The following is a 19,848-nucleotide window of genomic DNA, read 5'->3' on the forward strand; positions in this document are numbered from 1 at the left end:
CAATGGAATTGAGGAAGCGGAGCTTGGCGAGGCAGGACGGCGCTGAGCTGACCTAGCGGCGGCCAAGGAAACGTTTGGCGACAACGGGCACCAGAGCCAGCAGGCCAAGCCCGACCATAGCGAGGATAATTTCCGGAGTCATGATATCGCCGAGGCCGATTTCGCCTTGCTGGTCGAAGATGCTGCCGAGGCCCGCGCCGACGGTTGCGAACACGAAGCCGCCGGGAATAATGCCAATGACAGTTGCCAGAACATAGGTCCGGGTGGAAACGCCAAGGAAGGCAGGCACCAGATTCACGACAAAGAAAGGGAAAGCCGGCACCAGCCGCAGAAACAGCAGATAGTTGAAGGCGTCCTTGCGAAAACCTTCGCGCATCAGGCCGACCGCCTTGCCTGCCCGGGCACGCAGCGCGTCGCCAAAAGCCGTCCGCGCGGCCCAGAAAACCGCTGTCGCGCCTATCGTCGCGCCGATCACCGCATAAGCCGTGCCGCCAATGGCTCCGAAGAGGAAGCCCCCGCTCAGCGTCAACACAGCCGCCCCCGGCACGGAAAGCCCGGTGACAACGGCATAAAGAGCAATGAAGGCCAGCGCCGCCAGCAGATAATGGTCGGCGACATAACCGGTCAGTAATTCGCGATTATCCCGCAGCAGTTCGAGACTGACATAGCGATCAAGGCCAAGCCCGAAGAACAGCGCCATGGCGAGCACGAGACCGAGAACCGGCACCAGACGGGACGTCCAGCCGCGTTTACCCCCGCTGGCTTGCTCACCGTCGCCGTTCACCACACCGCTCACCCCAGCTTCCTCAACCACCTGATACCTCGCAGATTTGCCTGTCGGTCAGGTTGGAGGTAGTCCATGCAGCGCTAATCCGCACATGAAAGGATTTCACACCAGCGTGACCGGCCGGGGGTCCGATACAGGCCGCCTCTTCAGATCTGGCGCAACCGGCTCTCCGGGAACCGCAAGATCACAAGCGTTCCCTTACCGATTTCACTGTTGATGCTCAGGCTTCCGTCATGCAGATCCATCAGGCGTGAAACGATCGACAGGCCAAGGCCGGACCCTTCCTGCGCCACCAGACGGCCTCTGCCAACCTGCCCGAACGGCGTCAGCGCGACCTCGATATCCTCCGGTGCCATGCCGACCCCGTTATCTCCGACGCGGAATTCCAGATAGCCGTCGACGATTTCTCCACCCTCAACCCAGACCTTTCCGCCCTCGTCGGTGAACTTCACCGCATTGGACAGCAGGTTAAGCAGAATCTGGCGGAACATCCGCTGGTCAGCTTCGATCGCAAGCCGCTTCTGATTGATGGAAACCGCAATTTCAATCTGCTTCCGGGCAGCGCGCTCGCTCATGAAGCGGGCGCAGCGGCCGACCGCCGAGATGGCATCGAACATCTCGTCGGCGACAATGAACTCGTTCGCCTCGATCTTGGCCATATCGAGAATATCGTTGATCAGCTCGAGAAGATGCACCGCGCTGCTGTGGATATCGCCCGCATATTCCTTGTACCGGTCGTTGGAGAGGGCTCCGAACATCTCCGATTCGATCGTTTGAGAGAAGCCGAGGATCGCGTTCAGCGGGGTCCGGAGCTCATGGCTCATATTCGCGAGGAACTCGGACTTGGCCCGATTGGCAAGTTCGGCCTGCTCCTTGGCCGCGCGCAGCTCGTCTTCATGTTTCTTGCGCGCCGTGACCTCGGTGACCGAGCCGGCCATGCGGGCGACCCGGCCCGCCGCATTGCGGACCACCCGGAAATGATTGGAAACCCAGACGGGATCCCCGTCACGATCCTTGATCCGGTATTCCAGCGAGAAACTGTCCGCACCCTCACGCAGCTTCCGCATCATGGCGCGGCGTGCGGCCTTCCGGTGCTCCTGATGGATGTAGGAATCCGCGACCCGGCCCGGCATGGTGCGGGATTCCGTACCCCAACCGACCGTCTTGCACATCTGCGCCGAGGCAAAAAACTCGTTCCCGGCCAGGTTCCAGTCCCACAGCCCGTCGCGCGCACCTTCAACCGCAAGCTCATAACGCTCCTGTGCCGTTCGGAGCTGATCCTCGATTTCCTTGCGGTCGGTGATGTCCTCCACCGTCTGCAACACCCAGCCCCAGCTCCCCTCGAAGCCGGGCATGATGCTGGTGCTGGTCCGCAGATAGATCTGACGTCCGTCGAATGTCGTATCCCACCCCTCGACCACAACCTTGGTCTCGCCAGCGAAAAAACGCGCAAGCAATTCAACAAAGATGTCCGAGAGTCCGGTTTCGGGATTGTAGGAAGAAAGGTCCGGCGCCTGATTGAAATGGTCGATCAGAGTGCGCTTGTCCGGCGCATTGTAGGTTTTTACCGCCGCCTCGTTCAGGTCAACGATCCGCGCACCATCGGCAAGATCCAGCAAAATCCCCGGATTCGCTCTGACGTAGGCCGGAATATCAGTGTGACCGTCCCGCTTCAAACGTTCCAGCACCCGTCGTGCGCCGGTCCAGTCTTCATCCGTGGTACCGACCGGGTAATCGTCGAACCTGGAGCGTTCCAGCTCCAGGTTACGCAGAATCGCTTCTTCCCGGCGGGCCGCCGGAGCATTATCCGTCACCACGACGGAGATCCCGGAGACCGCTCCTTCCGTATCGCGGATCGGATAGGCATCGATACGAAGAAAGCGCTGGTTCTCTCCCGCATGCGCCCGGAGATTGCGGCTGCGCGTCTCCCCGCTGGCCAGAACCGACTTCAGCAGGGAAAGATAACCCGGATCGACCTCTTCGAGACCGTCGACCCCGAGATCCAGAAGCGCCGCCTCAAATCCGGGCGTGCGGTGCAGGATTCCGAGATCGGGTCCGCGATATTCCGACGGAATAGCCGCGGCAAACACGCCGCCTGGCATTGTCGTGACTGTTTTCCCCGCATCGCCGATGGGGCGGTTTTTGGTGTTCACTACCAAATCAAGCTGCCAGTCACAGGTCTCAGATTACATCATCGCAGAAAGCAGAGTGACCCATTCCCGGTTCGAAGGGAATCCGCGGATTGCCTTGTTTTTTCAATCCTACCTGAGGCTGTTATGCGCGTTACCGTGCACGGCGGCGAACAGCCCGCACACCAGAAACGTTAAATATTTGTAAAGACACTTCATTTTTTAAAAATAAATCTGTGAAAACCGTTTTCATACAGCCAATTTCAGCGCCCCCCTACGCAGACGCCGGGATCAAGGCCTTCGCGTATAGATAATCATCAAGACTTCCCGGCCAATCCGGCATCGGGCTCGAATCGCTGAAATGCTTCGATTTTTTTTGCTTCTGTCAGGAGTCCGAAATCCGGCCCAGCGTCCGCTCCGACAACTCTTCATAACTGTCCGCACGGGTCAGACGCTTCATCAGATCCGGCGATGCCAGAGGCGTTTTGATTTCGGACGGGTGACAGCCGTCCCGCAGAGCGCGCAGGGTTGCCTCAACAGCGGCAACTGCCGCCGCGATCGGCTGGTGCCCCTGAAGAGCGATGCGAACGCCGCGCGCAGAGAGATAATCCCAGTCATCCAGCTCCGGCGGCACCCCACCAATTATCAGCGGCCGGCTCACCGCCTCGGAGACCGCATCGAGATCCGCCCGGGTCTTGATGCCGATCAGAAAGATCACATCGACACCAACCTCTTCGTACGCCTTCGCCCGCTCGATGGCATCGGCAACGCCGTTGATGCTGGCAGCACTGGTGCGCCCGGCAATGACAAGATCGGGGTCCTGCCGGCCGGCAAGCGCGGCCCGCATCTTGCCAACGCCTTCCTCAAGGCTAAGCAACCGCGCCTTGCCGTCACTGCCGAATGGCTCGGGCAGATCCGTATCCTCGATCGAAAGACCTGCCGCGCCTGCTGTCTCCAGCTCTTCCACCGTGCGGCGGACATTCAGCGCATTGCCGAAACCGTGATCCGCATCGATCATCAGCGGCAGGTTGCCCGCCCGATTGATCCGCAGCACCAGCCCGGCAAGCTCTGACAGGGTAAGCACCATCACGTCCGGCGCACCGAGCACCGCGAGCGAGGCGACGGAGCCGCCAAGCATCCCGGCCTCGAAACCGAGATCCTCGGCAATCCGGGCGGACAGAGCGTCATGTACGGAACCCGGCCGAATGCAACGGTCCCCCTCGATGACGCCTCGAAACCGGCGGCGGCGATCTTTCCAGTCCATGTTCAGTCCTCCCTGTGCAATACGGCCCGTTGCAGCCCCGCCCGGCGGTTAACCCGCTCTAGCGGAAATCGAATCCGAGTTCCTTCAGCCGTTCGCGCAGATCGTCGCGAAGCGGCGGAGAGAATTTCTTGTCCATATCGTCGGACCAGGAAGCATCGGTGGTCTCCCGGCCCTGGGAGCGATAATGTTTCGCCAGCGCACCATCGTAGCTGTCCACGATTGCCGTTGCGTCGGCGCCACTCCGGCTTTTGCCGTACTGTTCGAAATGCACCAGACCGTCGTAATCCATCCGCGGCTTCTGCGCCGGAGCTTCCCCAGGCCAGCCGAGACACATGCCAAAAACGCAGAAGACCCGAGGCGGCAGACCGAGAATCCGGGCAACTTCGACCGGTTTGTTGCGGGCACCACCGATCATCACACCTTTGAGACCCAGGCTGTCCGCAACCAGATAGGCGGACATGCCGACCAACCCGGCATCGAGGGCGGACACCAGGCCGGTTTCCAGATTGTTGCTGTCGATATTGTGTCCGTTGCGGACCAGAGCATCCTCGATCCGGGTAAGGTCCGCACAGAAAGCAAGGAAGACCGGCGCAGTGCCGATATGCCGCTGATTGCCGCAGGCCGCCATCAGTGCGTCACGCCGTTCCTGATCACGGACAACGACAACGCTGTAGGTCTGGATATTCGAGGAAGTCGGGGCCCGGAAAGCGGTCTTGAGAATGGTGTCCAGCATCTCCTCGCTGACCGGTTGGTCGGTGTATTTGCGGACACTGACCCTGTTCAGAAGGGTTTCGATGACATCGTTCGAAGGGGTGTTCTGGCTGTCGGGCATTGGCGGTGTTTCTCCGGATCCGGTTGCGCAGCCTCGGCTGCGTCTGTTGGCGGCAACTCTACTCGGTCGCCGCCGGGCTGCAAGCGGCCCTGCCACAATGTGGGGTCGAACACCGGAATTCCACAGGTTCTCCATCGGCAAGAATAAGCGGCGTGCACCACGTTGCGGATTTGCTACCGTTGGCGAATGACCAAATCTCTCCTCATCGTCGCGCATGCTCCGTCCGAAAACACACGCACCCTTCTTGATGCGGTTCGCAGCGGTGCCGAGGAAGCCGGCGACGGCAGTGTGAACGTGACCTGCCTCTCTCCATTCGATACCGGCCCCGATGAGGTTCTTGCGGCGGACGCCATCATCCTCGGAACACCCGAAAACCTCGGCTACATGAGCGGCGCGCTGAAGGACTTCTTCGACCGGATCTATTATCCCTGCCTGGAGGAAACCCAGGGCCTGCCCTATGCGCTGTTTGTCCGCGCCGGCCAGGACGGCACCGGCACCTGCCGAGCTGTACAATCGATCACCACCGGCCTGCGCTGGCGCCCGGTTCAGGAGCCGCTGGTCTGCCGCGGCGCGTTTGAGCCGAAATTCATCGAGGAATGTCGCGATCTCGGTGCCGGCATGGCCGCGGGACTGGAAGCCGGAATTTTCTAGGAACGGCATTCATGTCGCCTCGAAGCATTCACAAAGGCGGCAAACTGCTAGCGTGATGTCTCCCGTCCTCTCTCCTCGGAGACGCCGATGACCCGAGATCCGCTTCTGCAGCCCTTCCAGCTCAAGCACCTCACCCTGCGCAACCGGCTGATGTCCACAGCGCACGAACCCGCCTATTCAGAAGACGGCCTGCCGACCGACCGCTACCGGCTCTATCATCTGGAAAAGGCCAAGGGCGGCATCGCCATGACCATGACGGCGGGCTCCGCAATCGTCTCCGAGGACAGCCCAGCCGCCTTCGGCAACCTGCATGCCTATCGCGACGAGATCGTTCCGCACCTGAAACGCATTGCGGACGACTGCCACGAATACGGCACCGCCGTGATGATCCAGATCACCCATCTCGGCCGCCGGACCAACTGGAACAAGGCGGACTGGCTGCCGGTCCTCGCCCCGTCTCCGGTTCGGGAGCCGGCGCACCGGGCCTTTCCGAAGGAAGCCGAGGACTGGGATCTCGACCGTATCGCGGAGGATTACGCTACTGCCGCCGAACGAATGCAGGCCGCGGGCCTCGACGGTATAGAGCTGGAAGCGTACGGCCACCTGCTCGACGGCTTCTGGTCACCGGCGACGAATTTCCGCGAGGACGAGCATAATGGCAGCCTCGACAACCGGTTGCGCTTCACCCGCCGGGTACTCGACAGCATCCGCGACCGGGTCGGCGCCGATTTCATCGTCGGCCTGCGGCTGGTCGCGGACGAGCAGTGGGACAAGGGGATCTCGAAGGATGAGGGAATAGAGATCTGCCGTCGGCTGGTCGGCACCGGCCAGGTCGACTTCCTCAATGTTATCCGGGGCCACATCGACAGCGATGCGGCATTGTCGAACGTCATCCCGGTCCAGGGCATGCCGGCATCCCCGCATCTCGATTTCGCCGGCGAGGTACGGGCAAAAACCAGATTTCCGGTGTTCCATGCGGCCCGGATCGCGGATGTCGCCACGGCCCGGCACGCCGTAGCCGAGGGCAAGCTGGATATGGTCGGCATGACCCGCGCCCATATCGCCGATCCGCATATCGCCCTGAAGCTGAGCCAGGGCCGCGAACACGATATCCGGCCCTGCGTCGGCGCCACCTATTGCCTTGACCGGATCTATGAAGGACACGAGGCGCTCTGCATCCACAATGCAGCGACCGGGCGCGAGCTGACCATGCCGCAGATCATTTCGACAACGGAAGGACCACGCAAGCGCATCACCGTGGTCGGCGCCGGTCCGGCAGGCCTGGAAGCCGCCCGGGTCGCGGCCGCGCGGGGGCATCATGTGCGTGTCTTCGAAGCGGCGCCAAACGCGGGCGGGCAGGTTCGTCTGGCGGCACAGAGCCGGCGCCGATCCGAGTTGATCGGCATTGTCGACTGGCGTCTGGCACAGCTTGAGGCAGCCGGGGTACAGATCAGCTTCAATACCTATGCCGAAGCGGTGGACGTTCTGGCGGAAGAGCCGGATTTCGTCTTTATCGCCACCGGCGGCCTGCCGAACACAGAGATCCTCGAAGAAGGCAACGCGCTGGTGCATTCGAGCTGGGACGTACTGTCTGGCGATCTTTCGGCAACCGGCCGGGTGCTGGTCTTTGATGATAATGGCGGTCATCCCGGCATGCAGGCGGCTGAAATGCTGATCGAGAAGGGCGCGGAGGTCGAAATCGTCACGCCGGAGCGCTTTTTTGCCCCGGAGATCGGCGGGCTGAACCATGTCGCCTATGCCAAGGCGCTGCACCAGTCAGCCAGCCGGATCACGATCAACACCCGACTGATTGGCGTCTCCCGCAACGGCAACGAGCTGCTCGTCACACTTGGCTCTGATTACGGAGAGCGAACGGAAACCCGAACGGTGGATCATGTTGTGGTCGAACACGGCACCCTGCCGATGGACGAGCTTTATTTCGATCTGAAACCGCAGTCCCGCAATCTCGGCGCCGTGGATTACAAGGCCCTGATCCGGGGCGAGGACGCCTTCCCGGCACGCAATCCCGACGCCGGTTTCACATTGGCCCGGATTGGGGATGCCGTGGCCTCCCGCAACATCCACGCATCGATCTATGACGGATTGCGCTTCGCCAAGGACCTCTAGTCGCGACGTACTGTACGCAGAGCCCGGGAGCGGAACTCACGGCGATGGAGAACCGCGACCACCCAGAGCGAGGCGGCGATGAAGGCGAAGGGATGCACGAACCAGGTGCAGACGGCGAGGCCGAAGTAATAGGAGTGCACGCCGCCATTGTAATGCCGGGCAGCCAGGCTCGCGAGCTCCGCCGCAACCCCGGCCCGCTCACGGCCGACCTCCCGCAGATCCTCAATTTCCGGCTGCGGGATCGCGCCCAGAACCACGGCCGCGTTGTTGTGCAGCCTGATCGACCAGGCAAGCCGGAAGAAGGCATTGGTAAAGATGAAGATCAGCAAGGCGATCTTCAGGCCGAACCGGTCCTGACTTGTTTCGGCGAGGAAACGAAATCGATTGAGCACAGCGACAGCCTGCTCTGACGCACCGAAGACGGCGGCCAGACCGCCAACCACGAAAATGCTGGTCGAGGCCATGAAGGCCGAGTTCCCGGCAAGCGACCGGAGAATCTGGATATCGATGATCCGGTTTTCCCGGGTAGCGGAGGCCTCGAACCAGTCGCGCCGCCAGGCCTGCATGGCCGCCGGCAGCCCGTGCCCACGCTTGATTCTGACCGCCACGAATGTCTCGTACCCGAACCAGCAGGTTATGAAGATCGCCAGCGCGACCAGATCGTCGCGCCGCAGCATGTCCAAGAGTGATTCCATTGCGGCCTCCTCGCCCCGGCACAAACTTATCCTGCCAGTATCGGGACACCTAGCAGCCTGGGTCAGATTCCAGAGGTCGCTCAGGTGACCCGGTTAAGCACCCGGGCACGGATTGTGCCCTCAAGCGAGCGCACGGCACGGATCACCTTGTCCGCCTCGGGAACATGCCCCTCAGCGTCGAGCACGACATACCCTATCTCACCGTCCGTCTGGTAATGCTGGGCCGCGATATTGATATTGTGGGCCGCAAACACGTCGTTCAGGCGCCCGAGCTCACCCGGCAAGTTTCGCTGCACCTGGATGAAACGGGTGCCGGCCGGACGCGGGTGAAGCTGCACTTCGGGAAAATTCACCGCCCCGGCAGTCGACCCGACATCGGAATATTCGATCATCTTGCGGATGACTTCCTCGCCGATACGCTCCTGCGCTTCCTCGGTCGAGCCGCCGACATGTGGCGTCAGGATCACGTTGTCGAGCCCCTGCAGCGGAGACTGGAACGGGTCCGCGTTCGATTTCGGCTCTGTCGGGAATACGTCCACCGCCGCACCGGCGAGATGCCCGCTTTTCAATGCGGCTGCCAGCGCGTCCACATCCAGAATGGTGCCACGGGCATTGTTGATGAGATAAGCGCCCGGCTTCATCTTGGCGATTTCGCGGGCACCGATCATGTCCTTCGTTTCCGGGGTTTCCGGCAGGTGCAGGGAAACCACATCGGAGGCTTCCAGGAGTTCATCGAGTGTTGCCGCCGGTTCCACATTGCCGTGACTGAGCTTGTCGGAGCGATCGAAATAGATCACCCGCATGCCCATTCCCTCGGCCAGGTTCGCCAGCTGTGTGCCGATATTGCCATACCCGACGATCCCGAGCGTCTTGCCGCGAATTTCCCGGCTGCCCGCTGCCGATTTCTCCCACCGGCTCTCATGTGCCCCGACAGACCGCGGAAAGACTCGCCGAAACAACATGACGATCTCGGCAATGGTCAATTCAGCCACGCTGCGCGTATTCGAGAACGGCGCATTGAAGACTGGAATGCCCTTGCGCTTCGCCGCCTCCAGATCGACCTGATTGGTACCGACCGAAAAACAACCGAGCGCGATCAGCTTATCGGTCGAGGCGATGACGCTTTCCGTCACCTTGGTGCGCGAGCGAATACCGAGAAGCCGAACATCGGCCAGCGCGGCTTTCAGCGCATCCTCCTCCAGTGCTTTCGCCTGCCGCTCTATGCAGGGATACCCAGCGATCTCAAGCTGCCGAATTGCTGTTTCGGAAATGCCCTCAAGCAGCAGGAATTTGATTTTTTCCTTGGGCAGGGAGGGGTTCTTAATCTTGCTCATTCTGGCTCGGGTCCGGAAGGGTTTCGATCGGCAATGATGCGTATAACGCTTTCACTCGACACGTTGGTGCCGCAGCGGCCGTACAGTTATAGAGACATCAGCCGATTCGCAAGACGACGCCGCGTCGCATAGTCATAAAGACCGACATCGAGGCGGAAGCCTGCGACTCCGGTCAAAGAATAGACTCACCCAGAGCGGGCACCCAGAACGGGGAGTTTACTTTTTGGAAAGTCTGCCTGTGCAAACTGGGTCTGCGTAGGGGGCTGTCGGGGGATGGCGATGCGCTTGATATGAGGGAATATTGCATGTCGCGTTGGACCACGCGCCGACCGGAGTGTTTTGGGAGTATTGCGGAAGCCCTGCCCAATTTCACGACGCGGAGCTGCAAGTTGCTTGCGACCGGATATGCCAGCCTGATCGAACGCGGCGATGGGGGCATCCCGCCGAAAAACGGTTTGGACATCACGGATTTCGCCCCGGCCATGGCGAATGTCGCGCTTACGGCTGTGACGCTCGGCTCGACCTGCGTTTTCCGAATTGCCGGCGAAGCACTCCTCCAACGCTTCGGACGGAATCTGACCGGCGTCGACTATTACGAACTGGTCGATCCGGTGCGGCGAGACCATGCCATGCGATCGATGGAATTGGTTGTCAGCACTCCCTGCGGCTTTCGCACCGAACTTCTTCAACGATACGACAATGGAGAGGAATACGCGGCCGAGGCCTGTGCTTTTCCGCTGCGATCCGACGAGCCCGGTATCGACGGATTCATTTTCTTGGCAGACGAACAACTGGATCAACCGCAGGTCAGCTCGGCGATCCGATCTCGCATGATCGAATCAGTCGTGACACGGCGCGATTTTATCGATCTCGGCTTCGGAACCGATACCAGCTACGAAGATCTTGTCCCTCGAGACGCACTGGCCTAGCAGACCAGTACGGGCGATGCATCCTGGCGCGATATCTCCGCCGCGATCCCGGCGGGGCCGCTTTCAATCTCGACCATATGCCGGACGCCCAGCTGGGAGAGCGTTCTATCCAGCCATGCCGGGTCCGGGTGGCGAAGCAGGATTCTGGAGATTCCGAGACCAAGCTCAGGCATCCGCATCGCCGGATGCGGACCCTCGGGCCATTGAATGAAAACCGGCAAGGTCCCGCCCTCCGGCAAATCTCCATCATCGCGAACGGCAATCCGCCAGGTCAGATCTCCCCGGCTGACCTGAACCGGCCTACCCAGATCGAGACCAAGATCCCGGGCCGCGCCAAGCACGGCGTCCAGGTCGTCCGTCGCCACAATCCAGGAAAGCGGCCGCGGCGCCGTTTTCGTCATTTCGCGAACCGCCGGATCGTCCATCCGGTACCAGCGCACCCTGCCCGGAGCGGCTTGTTCCGGATCAATGGCGATGATCTCGAGAAAATTATCCGGCCCGGTCCGGGTCAACCTGTTGTGCGTGCCCATTTTCGGATGTGCGCCACCGACCGCCATATCGACGCCGAGCCGCTCTTTGGCCCAATCGACCCCGGCTTCAAGGTCGGCGGCGACAAGGGCGAGATGATCGAAAACAAGGCGCATGAGAGTCACTCCGGCAAAAGGATTGTCTCCAACTATAGCGGGCGCTTCTTCGCCGAAGCCATGGAGAATTCCGACCGGTACTCTCGCGACTTTCGTGATCGTTTTGGGAATGGAACAATTGACAGACTGGCTGAGGCGAAAGATCGCGTAAGGCTGCAGCATTCTGTTCACCTCATTAGTTCCACGCCCGGATCTCCCTATATTCGATATGACAATTTGAATTTTCCCGCGATCTGACGCATCCTTAACCATAACCGGACCGTGTAATTCAGAGATTGCGGGATTCGGATCGGTTGACCGCAGCGGTCCACACCATCGTCTTCTTCAGTAAATGTGGGGGCGGACCGATGTTGTTTGCGAATCTCCTGTCCCGGATGATCAAGACCGGAACGATCACGATTATCGGACCTGGCGGCAAACGCCGGAGTGTTGGATCGGGCGCACCGTCCGTCACGATCCGCGTGCATGACCGGGTAACCGACTTGCAGCTTGCGCTGTATCCTCAGCTCACACTCGGCGAAGCCTACATGGACGGCCGGCTAAGCATCGAAGAAGGTCGGCTCTACGATCTGATCGAGATCGGCATGGTGAATTACCAGCGCCTTGAACATCAGCCTCTGCAGCGAATGCTCGGCGCTATAAGCTGGGCGGTACGGGGGCTGCAGCAATACAATCCAATCAGCCGCTCGCGCGAGAACGTGGCCCACCACTACGATCTCTCCAGCGCCCTCTATGACAGCTTCCTCGATCCGCAACGGCAGTATTCCTGCGCTTACTTCTCCCAACCCGGCATGGGACTCGACGCTGCGCAGGAGGCAAAAATTCGGCATATCGCGGCGAAGCTTCTGTTGAAGCCGGGACAACGGGTGCTCGATATCGGCTGCGGCTGGGGCGGGCTTGCCATTGCTCTGGCCCGGATGGCGGATGTCGAGGTGCTCGGGGTCACCCTCTCGGAAGAGCAGCACAAGAGCGCCGTCGCCAGGGCACAGGCATCCGGCCTGTCGGACCAGGTCCGGTTCGAGCTGATGGATTACCGCCTGATCGAGGAGAAGTTCGACCGCATCGTCTCGGTCGGCATGTTCGAGCATGTCGGCGCCGGCCATTATCCGGACTTCTTTGGGAAGATCCGGAGCACCCTGAAAGAAGACGGGGTCGCATTACTGCATTCCATCGGCCGCATGGACGGTCCGGGCGTCACCAATCCCTGGATCAGACGCTATATTTTCCCCGGCGGCTATTCGCCGGCCCTTTCCGAAGTGCTGCCGGAAATCGAACGGCAAGCGCTCTGGGTGGCCGATGTCGAGATCCTCCGCCTGCATTATGCCGAGACCCTGCGACACTGGCGCGAGCGGTTCATGGCCAAGCGGGACGCCATGGCTAAGCTCTATGACGAACGTTTCTGCCGGATGTGGGAGTTCTACCTGATCAGCTCCGAACTCTCTTTCCGGCGCTTCGGTCACATGGTGTTTCAGGTGCAGATGGCGCTCGACCAGGAAGCCGTTCCGCTGACCCGCGACTATATCACCGACTATGACCGCGACATGCCGACGGCACTGCGCGCGGTCCGGGAACGGGCGTCGCAGTAAAGTTCACTTCTTGCGCAGAGCTGCCGTGGCCGTTTCGTCGAACGCTGCCGCAAGGGTGGCTCCCGGATCGTCAGGATCGCCGCGCAGAACGACTCCGTACTGCTCCCGCGCGGCCTCCGACGAAACAAGGCCGTCGCGCCAGTCTCGCCAGACGGCTTCCACCGGCCGGGTCAATGGGTCGCCCCAGCCGCCGCCACCGGGAGAGCTTGCCGTCAGGCGCGCCGCCGCCATGCGTTTCAGGCCGAACTTTGGGGCCAGCTCCGGCGCTCCGCCATGTTCCTGTACGTGCATTTCCCCGGCCGCGCCCCAGTGACCGCCCTTGATGCCGAACCCGGTCCGGTAGCGCAGCCCCTCGCCACGGAATGAGTAAAGTGCCGGCGTTTTGATTTCGACATCGTAATGGGCGCCGGTCCCGCCACGCCAGAGCCCGGCGCCGCCGGAGTCACACCGGAATTCCTGACGCTCGAAATGCACCGGATAGAGCCGCTCGTAAGTCTCCGCGTTGGAAATCGTCAGCCCGCCAAGGGTGCAGAGGTGACCGATCTGGTTGAAACCGTCACGGCCCTCGACGGCGCCGGCACCCGCCGCGGCCAGCCCGTGATAGAAGACATAAGGGCGGCCTTCCGTCCCGTCCCCGGCGACCTCACGGCCTGACGTCACGCCGAATATGTTCTTCGCCCAGCCGGCGGCAGCCCGTCCCGGTGCCGCGCGGTTCAATGCCTTCCAGACGGCATGGATGATCTCATGTGCCACGAACACGGTGTCCATGGTCGTTGCCGCGCCTTCGCGCGCGTTCACCAGGCTGCCTTCCGGGGCCACGATATCGATAACCGAAAAAGTACCCTCGTTACGCGGTATCGCCGGATCGAAAAAGGCGGCAAAGGCGGTATAGACCGCCGAATGAGTGTTCGCGACGGTCGAGTTCTTGAAGCCACGGATCTGCGGGTCGGTACCTGTGAAATCCACCTTCGCCCGACCGGCCTCAATCGTCACTTTGACCCGGACCCAGATGTCGCGCTGCTCGAAGCAATCGTTATCGCTGCGCTCCTCGCCCTCATAGACGCCAGCAGGCAATTCGGCGAGCGCGGCCCCCATGCGGCCCGCGGCATGAGAGAGGATGCCGTCGAAATAACCGAGCGCCTCGTCGACGCCGAGCTCCGCCACCAGGCTCGCCACCTGTTCGGAGCCGATCCTGGTCGAGCCGAGCATGGCGCCGAGATCGCCTTCCAGGAGGTCCGGTGTCCGGGTATTCAGCAGCAGCAGTTTCCAGAGATCCCGCCTGACCGTACCGGCCTCGACAAGCTTCAGCACCGGCAGCCGCACACCCTCCTGCCAGACCTCGGTCGCCTCCGGGTTGTACGTGCCCGCCGCACCGCCACCGATGTCGGACTGGTGCGCCCGGTTGCAGACCAGGGAAACCAGACGGCCCTCGACGAAGACCGGACGGGCGATCACCCAGTCCGGCAGATGGTTGCCGCCGGCTGCCCAGGGATCGTTCAGCAGGAAGACATCGCCGTCCGCGATATCGCCCGCGAAGTCACGCAGGATCGCACGCGCCGCGAAGCCGCCACCGCCACTATGGATCGGAATGCCATCCGCCTGCGCCGTCACCCGGCCGTCCGGACCGGCAATGAAACAGGTGAAGTCGTGCGCCTGACTGAAGATCGGGCTGCGGGCCGTGCGCACCATCACATGCCCCATCTGCTGCGAGATGTGATCGAGCCGGTTCTGCGTCAGGGCAAGAAGAACCGGGTCGACGGCTTTCGTCCGGGGCATGCTCATGCCGCGTCCTCCCTGTCCTCGAAGGTAACGAGATAATTTCCTGCCGCATCCACCGTCACCCGGTCGCCCGGACCGGCGAAGATTGTCGTCGTCTCCTCCTCGATCAGCAGCGGTCCCGCCATCGTGTGCCCCGGCAGAAGATCCACGCCGCGATAGATGTCCGCACGCATCGTGCCATGTTGCTCGTCGATGAAAACCGGGCGGTGCTCGACCGGTTCCGCCACCCCTGCCGCCTTGGGCAGGCGCGCCTCGGCAAGCGGCGGTAGAAGCCCCTTGCCGACAACGCGCAGCGCGGTAATCAATATCCGGCCGCCCGGCACGAGATGGCCGAAGCGTTGCGCGTATTCCTGCTCGAAAGCGGCCCGGATCTCCTCCGCGCTATCCTGAGGTGCAACCGGGATGCGAAGGTCCCATTGCTGGCCGTCATAACGCAGGTCAAGCTCCCGCTCGGTCCGCATCTCCGCGGCGGCAAAGCCTTCGTCCGAAAGCAGGCTCCGCGCCCTGTCCTCCAGGGCTGCGTAACGCGCCTCGACCGGTTGTTCCGGGATCGTATCGAGATCCTGGAAATGCACGTCCATGAAATCCTGCCGGACGTCGGAATGCAGCATGCCGAGGGCGCAGAAGGCACCGGCCTGACGCGGCACATAGACGGCCGCGCAGCCGAGACGGCGGCCGACCGGCGCCCCGTGCATCGGCCCGGCCCCGCCACAGGCAACCAGCCGGAAGCGGCGCGGATTCTGCCCGCGCTGCACCGAGATCCGCTCCACTGCATGCAACAGGTTCTGTTCCACCAGCCGGATGATCCCGGCAGCCCCGTCCTCGACCGAAAGTCCGAGCGGCTCCGCCACCCGCGTCCGCACGGCGGCGCGGGCTTTCTCACGGTCGAGAGTGACGGACCCGCCGGCATAGGCACCGGGCTTCAACCGGCCGAGCACGAGATTGGCGTCGGTCACCGTCGGCTCCGTCCCGCCATGCCCGTAGCAGGCCGGGCCCGGACGGGCGCCCGCGCCTTCCGGTCCGGCGAACAGCATGCCCGCGCCGTCGACCCCGGCAATGGTGCCGCCCCCGGCGCCGACCGTGTGGATATCGACCGACGGTATGACAAGGTCGTAATCGGCGACCGAAAGCTCGTCGGTGATGGCGATCCGGCCCGCGCCCATCAGCATGACGTCACAGCTGGTGCCGCCGATCTCCATGGAGAGAAGATCGTCATGCCCCGACACCTCCGCCAGATGCCGCATGGAGCCAACACCGGCGGCCGGGCCGGAAAGGATCAGGTTCACCGGGCGTTCGGCAATTTGTCCGACTGAGACCGCGCCGCCGTTCGACTGCAGCATGAAAAGCTTGTGGCGAAGACCGCTATCCGCCAGCGTCGCCTCCAGCTCCTGCAGATAGCCGACCACGCGCGGCGCCACATAGGCGCTGACCACCGTGGTCGAGCTGCGCTCGTATTCTCCGATGATCGGGGCGACGGCGCTGGACCGGGCGATCCAGTCTCCGCCCCAGCTTCCTGCCAGCACCTCGGCCGCAGCCTCCTCGTGCGCCGGGTTGGCAAAGGCATTCAGCAGGCATATCGCTACCGCCTCCACCCCCTCCGCCCGGAACCGTTCGCCGACGGCCCGGACCTGGTCGAGGTCGAGCGGCGCCAGCTCCTTCCCGTGCGTGTCCAGCCGGCCGGCGACCGGTCGGCGCAGATAGCGCGGCACCAGCACCTCCGGATAAGGCGTCCGGTGATCCCAGGGGTTGGTCCGTATACCCCGTCTGATCTCCAGCGAATCCCGGAAGCCCTCGGTGGTCAGCAGCCCGACCCGCACCCCCTTGCGCTCCAGCAACGTATTGGTCGCCACCGTCGACCCGTGCGCGAAAAAGGCGCATTGGCCAAGGAACTCGGCCTCCGACAGCCCCAGATCCGCCGCCGCCTTCGCCACGGCGTTCATCACGCCACGGGCCGGGTCCGACGGCACCGACGGCACCTTGAAGACATGCAGGGCGCCATCCGCTCCCGCTATCACCATATCCGTAAAGGTGCCCCCGACATCGACGCCGATCCGCCAGGGGGCTTTCAGAGAAATCATCAGAAAGGACTTTCGGGGCTGGTCAGAAAAACGGGCACCAGTCTGACCGCGTGACAATGGATAGTGCAACGGCTGCGTTCGCGGTCCGTCAGCACCTATTTGCCGAGCAAACTCCCGTATCCCTCGACTTCCGTCCGAACACCCGCCAACCGCAGACAATGCCAGAGGCTGGCCTGGTTGGCCGTGATCACCGGTCGCTGCAGATCCTCCTCCAGCGCTTCGATGATCCCGACGCAGCGGAAGCCCGTGCCAAGGATGAGCACGCCGTCGGCCTCAACCGGGCAGGCGGCCCTGATCTGGCTGTAGAGTGGTTCGATCTGCTGCTCGAACCCGAGACCCATCGGGTACATGTCGCCGGTCGGCACGTCACGCCAGCCCGGTCCCGGATCGTAGCGCAGCATGCCGGCGGGCTCGATGCCGTGGTCGCGGAAATAACCGAGGCCGACGGCGAGCGTGGCGTCGTTGAACCAGGGCGGCAGGACCAAAAACGGGTTTTTGATTTCAGACGCTTTCAGAGCGGCAAAACAGTCGAGAGCGTTGGTCGTGACCGGGATGTCCGGGCCGATGATCTCCGCGAGCCCCGCCACCACGGCCTCGTCCCAGCCCTTGCCGCCAACCAGGCTGCTGGAACTGTGGCCGAGCACCACCGCCGACAGGCGCATCGAGGCAAACTGCCGCGCCCCGTGCGCCAGATCTTCCGACAAGGCAACACGGGACCGGTCTGCATCCCAGGCAGCCCAAGGCGAGGGCGCGGTGACGCGGGCGGCATGAACAGAGACATGGGGCGGCAGCATTGCCCACCATTCCGCCTCCGGAACGGCCTCGCTGCTGACAATGAACATGCCGATACGGGCTTTCCAGCCCCAATTGTCGCGTGCTGTCATGCGCCGCTCCCCCCTCTGATTTTTTACCCGGCGAACACTGCCTTTGAGGCCGCCAGCGCGCCGTCTTTGTCCGCCTTGGCGCCAAGATCACTCAACGCAGCAGCGATTTGTTCAAGGTCGGTCAGGATATCCGCCTCATCGACCCAGCCCATAGTGCCGATACGGACCAGACGGTCCTTCAGATCCTCGAAGCGGGTCCCGGCGATCATGCAATTATACCGCTCCGCCAGATGATCGATCAGCGCCGGGGCGGAAACGCCGTCCGGCGTTTTCACCACGACCAGTGTCGGGCTTGGCGTTCCTGTCGGGAAGACCGAGAAGCCGAGCGCTTCAAGCCCGGCGGTGAGCGCACGGTTAAGCCGCAGATGCCGTGCCAGTGTCGCGTCCAGCCCCTCCTCGCCGATCATGGTCAGGGCCTCGTCGAGGGCATTGAGCATGGCAACCGGCGCCGTATAGGTCGGCTCGCCCTTCTCCGCCATCGGCCGGAAGCGGCGATAGTCGAAATAACCGCGCGGGCCGCGATCGTCGCGCTCGATGATGCCCCAGGCCTTCTCGCTGATGCTGGCAATGCCGAGGCCCGGCGGGCACATCAGGCATTTCTGCGAGGCGGAGAGAACGACATCGACACCCCATTCATCCGCCCGCATCTCGGCCCCGCCGAGACCGCTGACACTGTCGCAGACCAGAACAGATTCCGTTTCCGCAACGATTCCGCCGAGGGATTTCAGATCGGTCAGCGCGCCGGTCGAGCTTTCGCTATGCACCGTCACGACGGCGGCATAGCTCTTCTCCCCGAGCGCCCGGCGCACACCATCGAGATCGATCGGGTCGCCAACCGCCGTGACCACCTCGTCCACCTCGGCGCCAATGCCTTCAGACAGCCGCCGGAACACAGGCCCCCACTGGCCATTGGTCGCGATCAGCACCCGCTGACCGGGTCCAGCGACGTTGATGATGCCAGATTCCATGGCGCCAATGCCGGTCGAGGAGAAGATAAAGGGCGGAACGCCGGAACGGCCCAGGATCGGTTGCAGCCTGTTCTGGATCGCCTTGAAGCGGGCCAGGAATTCGGGCCCGCGATGGGCGATCATCGGCTGTGCGGCGGCTTGAAGGACGCGGCTGGGAACGGCTGTGGGGCCAGGCAGACGAAGGCGGTAGGGCAGCGAAGCCCCGGTGCTGGAGGCGGACATGGTTTTGCTCATGAAATGGATCGTGGAACGAAGCGACCCGAGCATGGAACCAGCGCCGGCACGTCAGCGCAAGGGGACAGTCCGGAAAGAGAATCCAGCGATGACGGCATGGACCGCAGTCACACGGCCAAAGTCGCACTGGCCGCGATCAAAGCATCAGGAAGTCGTCGGCGCTCTGGATCAGGGGTTGGCTCGCCGCATCAAACCGGACGGGCTCAGCGTCAGCAGGAACGGCCTCAGTCTCCCGGTCCGTTTCCCGGCGGAGCAGACCGATCTCGCCCAAGCTGTCTTCGGCAGCAACCGGGGTCGCGTCCATGCCGCGTATGGCGGCGTGCATGGGAGAGCCCTCAAGTCCGGCACGCCGGGCAGCAGCGGCGACCGTATCAACCAGTTCTATGCCGTAGAGATCCGCACCATAGAGATCCGCGCGGGCCGGCTGGACCAGCGCATCCGCGTCGATCGCACCCCGGTCGTCTTCCCCTCCATAGGCCGCAACCAGCCGTCCTATCGCAGCGGCGGTGCCATCCGCGTCCAGCCCGGCAACAACACTTCCTGTCTCAACCACGATCTCGTCCGGCTGCGCATCTCTTGCCTCGGGCAAAAGCGAGCCTGTATCCCGCAGATGTGACGGGTCGGAGGCCCGCCGGTATCCTTTGAAGTCCTCGCCGTCCAGATTCCGCGCAATGACCCCGCGCGACCAGTCGCCCGGTGCAACTCCTTGCTGCCAGAATCCGAAACTGTGCATCTGAAAACCGCCGGCGCCCGAAGGCGCGGAGATCCCGGACATGTCCGGTAAGCCGGAGTCCAAATTTTCGGCAAATGCCATCGGCAACTGCTTCCGTCCCTGAAATCAACCTGTGCCATACGGCAAAGTGGACAGAAGCAAAATCCAGACCAATAAAAACCAACCCAAGGTAAGCCGGCACCTCAGGCGGCCGG

At 62.6% G+C, this 19,848-nt stretch carries 16 protein-coding genes; 4 read left to right on the plus strand and 12 right to left on the minus strand.

The window, feature by feature from the left end:
• Window positions 1–52: 52 nt before the first annotated feature.
• The 4 genes from VOI22_RS17370 to VOI22_RS17385 form a co-directional block, all read right to left on the minus strand.
• Window positions 53–814 carry a TVP38/TMEM64 family protein gene (locus VOI22_RS17370; protein ID WP_323797717.1) on the minus strand — a complete coding sequence of 254 codons (762 nt, stop codon included), beginning with the start codon at window positions 812–814 and terminating at the stop codon, window positions 53–55.
• 119 nt (window positions 815–933) lie between these two features.
• Entirely contained in the window at window positions 934–2,940 is a 2,007-nt protein-coding gene (locus VOI22_RS17375; protein ID WP_323797718.1) for a PAS domain-containing sensor histidine kinase, read from the minus strand.
• A 361-nt stretch (window positions 2,941–3,301) separates the two neighbouring features.
• The gene (locus VOI22_RS17380; RefSeq protein WP_323797719.1) at window positions 3,302–4,180 is read right to left on the minus strand and encodes an isocitrate lyase/PEP mutase family protein; all 879 of its coding nucleotides are present in this window, start codon (window positions 4,178–4,180) and stop codon (window positions 3,302–3,304) included.
• Window positions 4,181–4,238: 58 nt separating this feature from the next.
• On the minus strand, window positions 4,239–5,012 hold the full coding sequence (locus VOI22_RS17385) for an NADPH-dependent oxidoreductase (RefSeq protein WP_323797720.1): 774 nt from the start codon (window positions 5,010–5,012) through the stop codon (window positions 4,239–4,241).
• Window positions 5,013–5,198: 186 nt separating this feature from the next.
• On the opposite strand from VOI22_RS17385, the gene VOI22_RS17390 reads away from it, so the two are divergent.
• Both VOI22_RS17390 and VOI22_RS17395 read left to right on the plus strand, forming a co-directional pair.
• Complete coding sequence (locus tag VOI22_RS17390; RefSeq protein WP_323797721.1) at window positions 5,199–5,663, plus strand: flavodoxin family protein; 465 nt, start codon at window positions 5,199–5,201, stop codon at window positions 5,661–5,663.
• A gap of 87 nt (window positions 5,664–5,750) precedes the next feature.
• Window positions 5,751–7,790, plus strand: a complete 2,040-nt coding sequence (locus VOI22_RS17395) for an NADH:flavin oxidoreductase (protein WP_323797722.1) — start codon at window positions 5,751–5,753, stop codon at window positions 7,788–7,790.
• Here VOI22_RS17395 and VOI22_RS17400 read toward each other — a convergent pair.
• Complete coding sequence (locus VOI22_RS17400; RefSeq protein WP_323797723.1) at window positions 7,787–8,485, minus strand: DUF599 domain-containing protein; 699 nt, start codon at window positions 8,483–8,485, stop codon at window positions 7,787–7,789. The genes VOI22_RS17395 and VOI22_RS17400 overlap by 4 nt on opposite strands.
• 80 nt (window positions 8,486–8,565) lie before the next feature.
• The gene (gene serA, locus VOI22_RS17405) at window positions 8,566–9,819 is read right to left on the minus strand and encodes a phosphoglycerate dehydrogenase (protein ID WP_323797724.1); all 1,254 of its coding nucleotides are present in this window, start codon (window positions 9,817–9,819) and stop codon (window positions 8,566–8,568) included.
• A 305-nt stretch (window positions 9,820–10,124) separates the two neighbouring features.
• Here serA and VOI22_RS17410 point away from each other — a divergent pair, with 305 nt between their 5' ends.
• A complete protein-coding gene (locus tag VOI22_RS17410) occupies window positions 10,125–10,748 on the plus strand; it encodes a hypothetical protein (RefSeq protein WP_323797725.1) in 624 nt (207 codons plus the stop codon).
• Here VOI22_RS17410 and VOI22_RS17415 read toward each other — a convergent pair.
• The gene (locus tag VOI22_RS17415) at window positions 10,745–11,392 is read right to left on the minus strand and encodes a VOC family protein (RefSeq protein WP_323797726.1); all 648 of its coding nucleotides are present in this window, start codon (window positions 11,390–11,392) and stop codon (window positions 10,745–10,747) included. The two genes, VOI22_RS17410 and VOI22_RS17415, sit on opposite strands and share 4 nt — an antisense overlap.
• 347 nt (window positions 11,393–11,739) lie before the next feature.
• Here VOI22_RS17415 and VOI22_RS17420 point away from each other — a divergent pair, with 347 nt between their 5' ends.
• Window positions 11,740–12,978 carry a cyclopropane-fatty-acyl-phospholipid synthase family protein gene (locus VOI22_RS17420; RefSeq protein ID WP_323797727.1) on the plus strand — a complete coding sequence of 413 codons (1,239 nt, stop codon included), beginning with the start codon at window positions 11,740–11,742 and terminating at the stop codon, window positions 12,976–12,978.
• 3 nt (window positions 12,979–12,981) lie between these two features.
• On the opposite strand, the gene VOI22_RS17425 is transcribed toward VOI22_RS17420, so the two are convergent.
• The 5 genes from VOI22_RS17425 to VOI22_RS17445 form a co-directional block, all read right to left on the minus strand.
• Complete coding sequence (locus tag VOI22_RS17425; RefSeq protein WP_323797728.1) at window positions 12,982–14,760, minus strand: hydantoinase B/oxoprolinase family protein; 1,779 nt, start codon at window positions 14,758–14,760, stop codon at window positions 12,982–12,984.
• Entirely contained in the window at window positions 14,757–16,835 is a 2,079-nt protein-coding gene (locus VOI22_RS17430; protein WP_323797729.1) for a hydantoinase/oxoprolinase family protein, read from the minus strand. Before VOI22_RS17430 ends, VOI22_RS17425 begins: the two co-directional genes overlap by 4 nt.
• 95 nt (window positions 16,836–16,930) lie before the next feature.
• Window positions 16,931–17,719: a hypothetical protein gene (locus VOI22_RS17435; RefSeq protein ID WP_323797730.1), complete on the minus strand. Its 789-nt coding sequence runs from the start codon at window positions 17,717–17,719 to the stop codon at window positions 16,931–16,933.
• A 23-nt stretch (window positions 17,720–17,742) separates the two neighbouring features.
• Window positions 17,743–18,921 carry an alanine--glyoxylate aminotransferase family protein gene (locus VOI22_RS17440; protein ID WP_323797731.1) on the minus strand — a complete coding sequence of 393 codons (1,179 nt, stop codon included), beginning with the start codon at window positions 18,919–18,921 and terminating at the stop codon, window positions 17,743–17,745.
• 136 nt (window positions 18,922–19,057) lie between these two features.
• On the minus strand, window positions 19,058–19,654 hold the full coding sequence (locus VOI22_RS17445) for a hypothetical protein (protein WP_323797732.1): 597 nt from the start codon (window positions 19,652–19,654) through the stop codon (window positions 19,058–19,060).
• Window positions 19,655–19,848: the final 194 nt, after the last annotated feature.

This window comes from Nisaea sp. (assembly GCF_034670185.1).
Lineage (GTDB): Bacteria > Pseudomonadota > Alphaproteobacteria > Thalassobaculales > Thalassobaculaceae > Nisaea.

Excerpts from the sequence above, each read along its gene's own strand:
- VOI22_RS17390 (WP_323797721.1), top strand. The coding sequence starts at position 5,199 with ATGACCAAATCTCTCCTCATCGTCGCGCATGCTCCGTCCGAAAACACA.
- VOI22_RS17435 (WP_323797730.1), bottom strand. The coding sequence starts at position 17,719 with ATGACAGCACGCGACAATTGGGGCTGGAAAGCCCGTATCGGCATGTTC.
- VOI22_RS17425 (WP_323797728.1), bottom strand. The coding sequence starts at position 14,760 with ATGAGCATGCCCCGGACGAAAGCCGTCGACCCGGTTCTTCTTGCCCTG.
- VOI22_RS17430 (WP_323797729.1), bottom strand. The coding sequence starts at position 16,835 with ATGATTTCTCTGAAAGCCCCCTGGCGGATCGGCGTCGATGTCGGGGGC.
- VOI22_RS17415 (WP_323797726.1), bottom strand. The coding sequence starts at position 11,392 with ATGCGCCTTGTTTTCGATCATCTCGCCCTTGTCGCCGCCGACCTTGAA.
- VOI22_RS17445 (WP_323797732.1), bottom strand. The coding sequence starts at position 19,654 with ATGCACAGTTTCGGATTCTGGCAGCAAGGAGTTGCACCGGGCGACTGG.
- VOI22_RS17440 (WP_323797731.1), bottom strand. The coding sequence starts at position 18,921 with ATGAGCAAAACCATGTCCGCCTCCAGCACCGGGGCTTCGCTGCCCTAC.
- VOI22_RS17385 (WP_323797720.1), bottom strand. The coding sequence starts at position 5,012 with ATGCCCGACAGCCAGAACACCCCTTCGAACGATGTCATCGAAACCCTT.
- VOI22_RS17380 (WP_323797719.1), bottom strand. The coding sequence starts at position 4,180 with ATGGACTGGAAAGATCGCCGCCGCCGGTTTCGAGGCGTCATCGAGGGG.
- VOI22_RS17400 (WP_323797723.1), bottom strand. The coding sequence starts at position 8,485 with ATGGAATCACTCTTGGACATGCTGCGGCGCGACGATCTGGTCGCGCTG.
- VOI22_RS17395 (WP_323797722.1), top strand. The coding sequence starts at position 5,751 with ATGACCCGAGATCCGCTTCTGCAGCCCTTCCAGCTCAAGCACCTCACC.
- VOI22_RS17420 (WP_323797727.1), top strand. The coding sequence starts at position 11,740 with ATGTTGTTTGCGAATCTCCTGTCCCGGATGATCAAGACCGGAACGATC.
- VOI22_RS17410 (WP_323797725.1), top strand. The coding sequence starts at position 10,125 with ATGTCGCGTTGGACCACGCGCCGACCGGAGTGTTTTGGGAGTATTGCG.
- serA (WP_323797724.1), bottom strand. The coding sequence starts at position 9,819 with ATGAGCAAGATTAAGAACCCCTCCCTGCCCAAGGAAAAAATCAAATTC.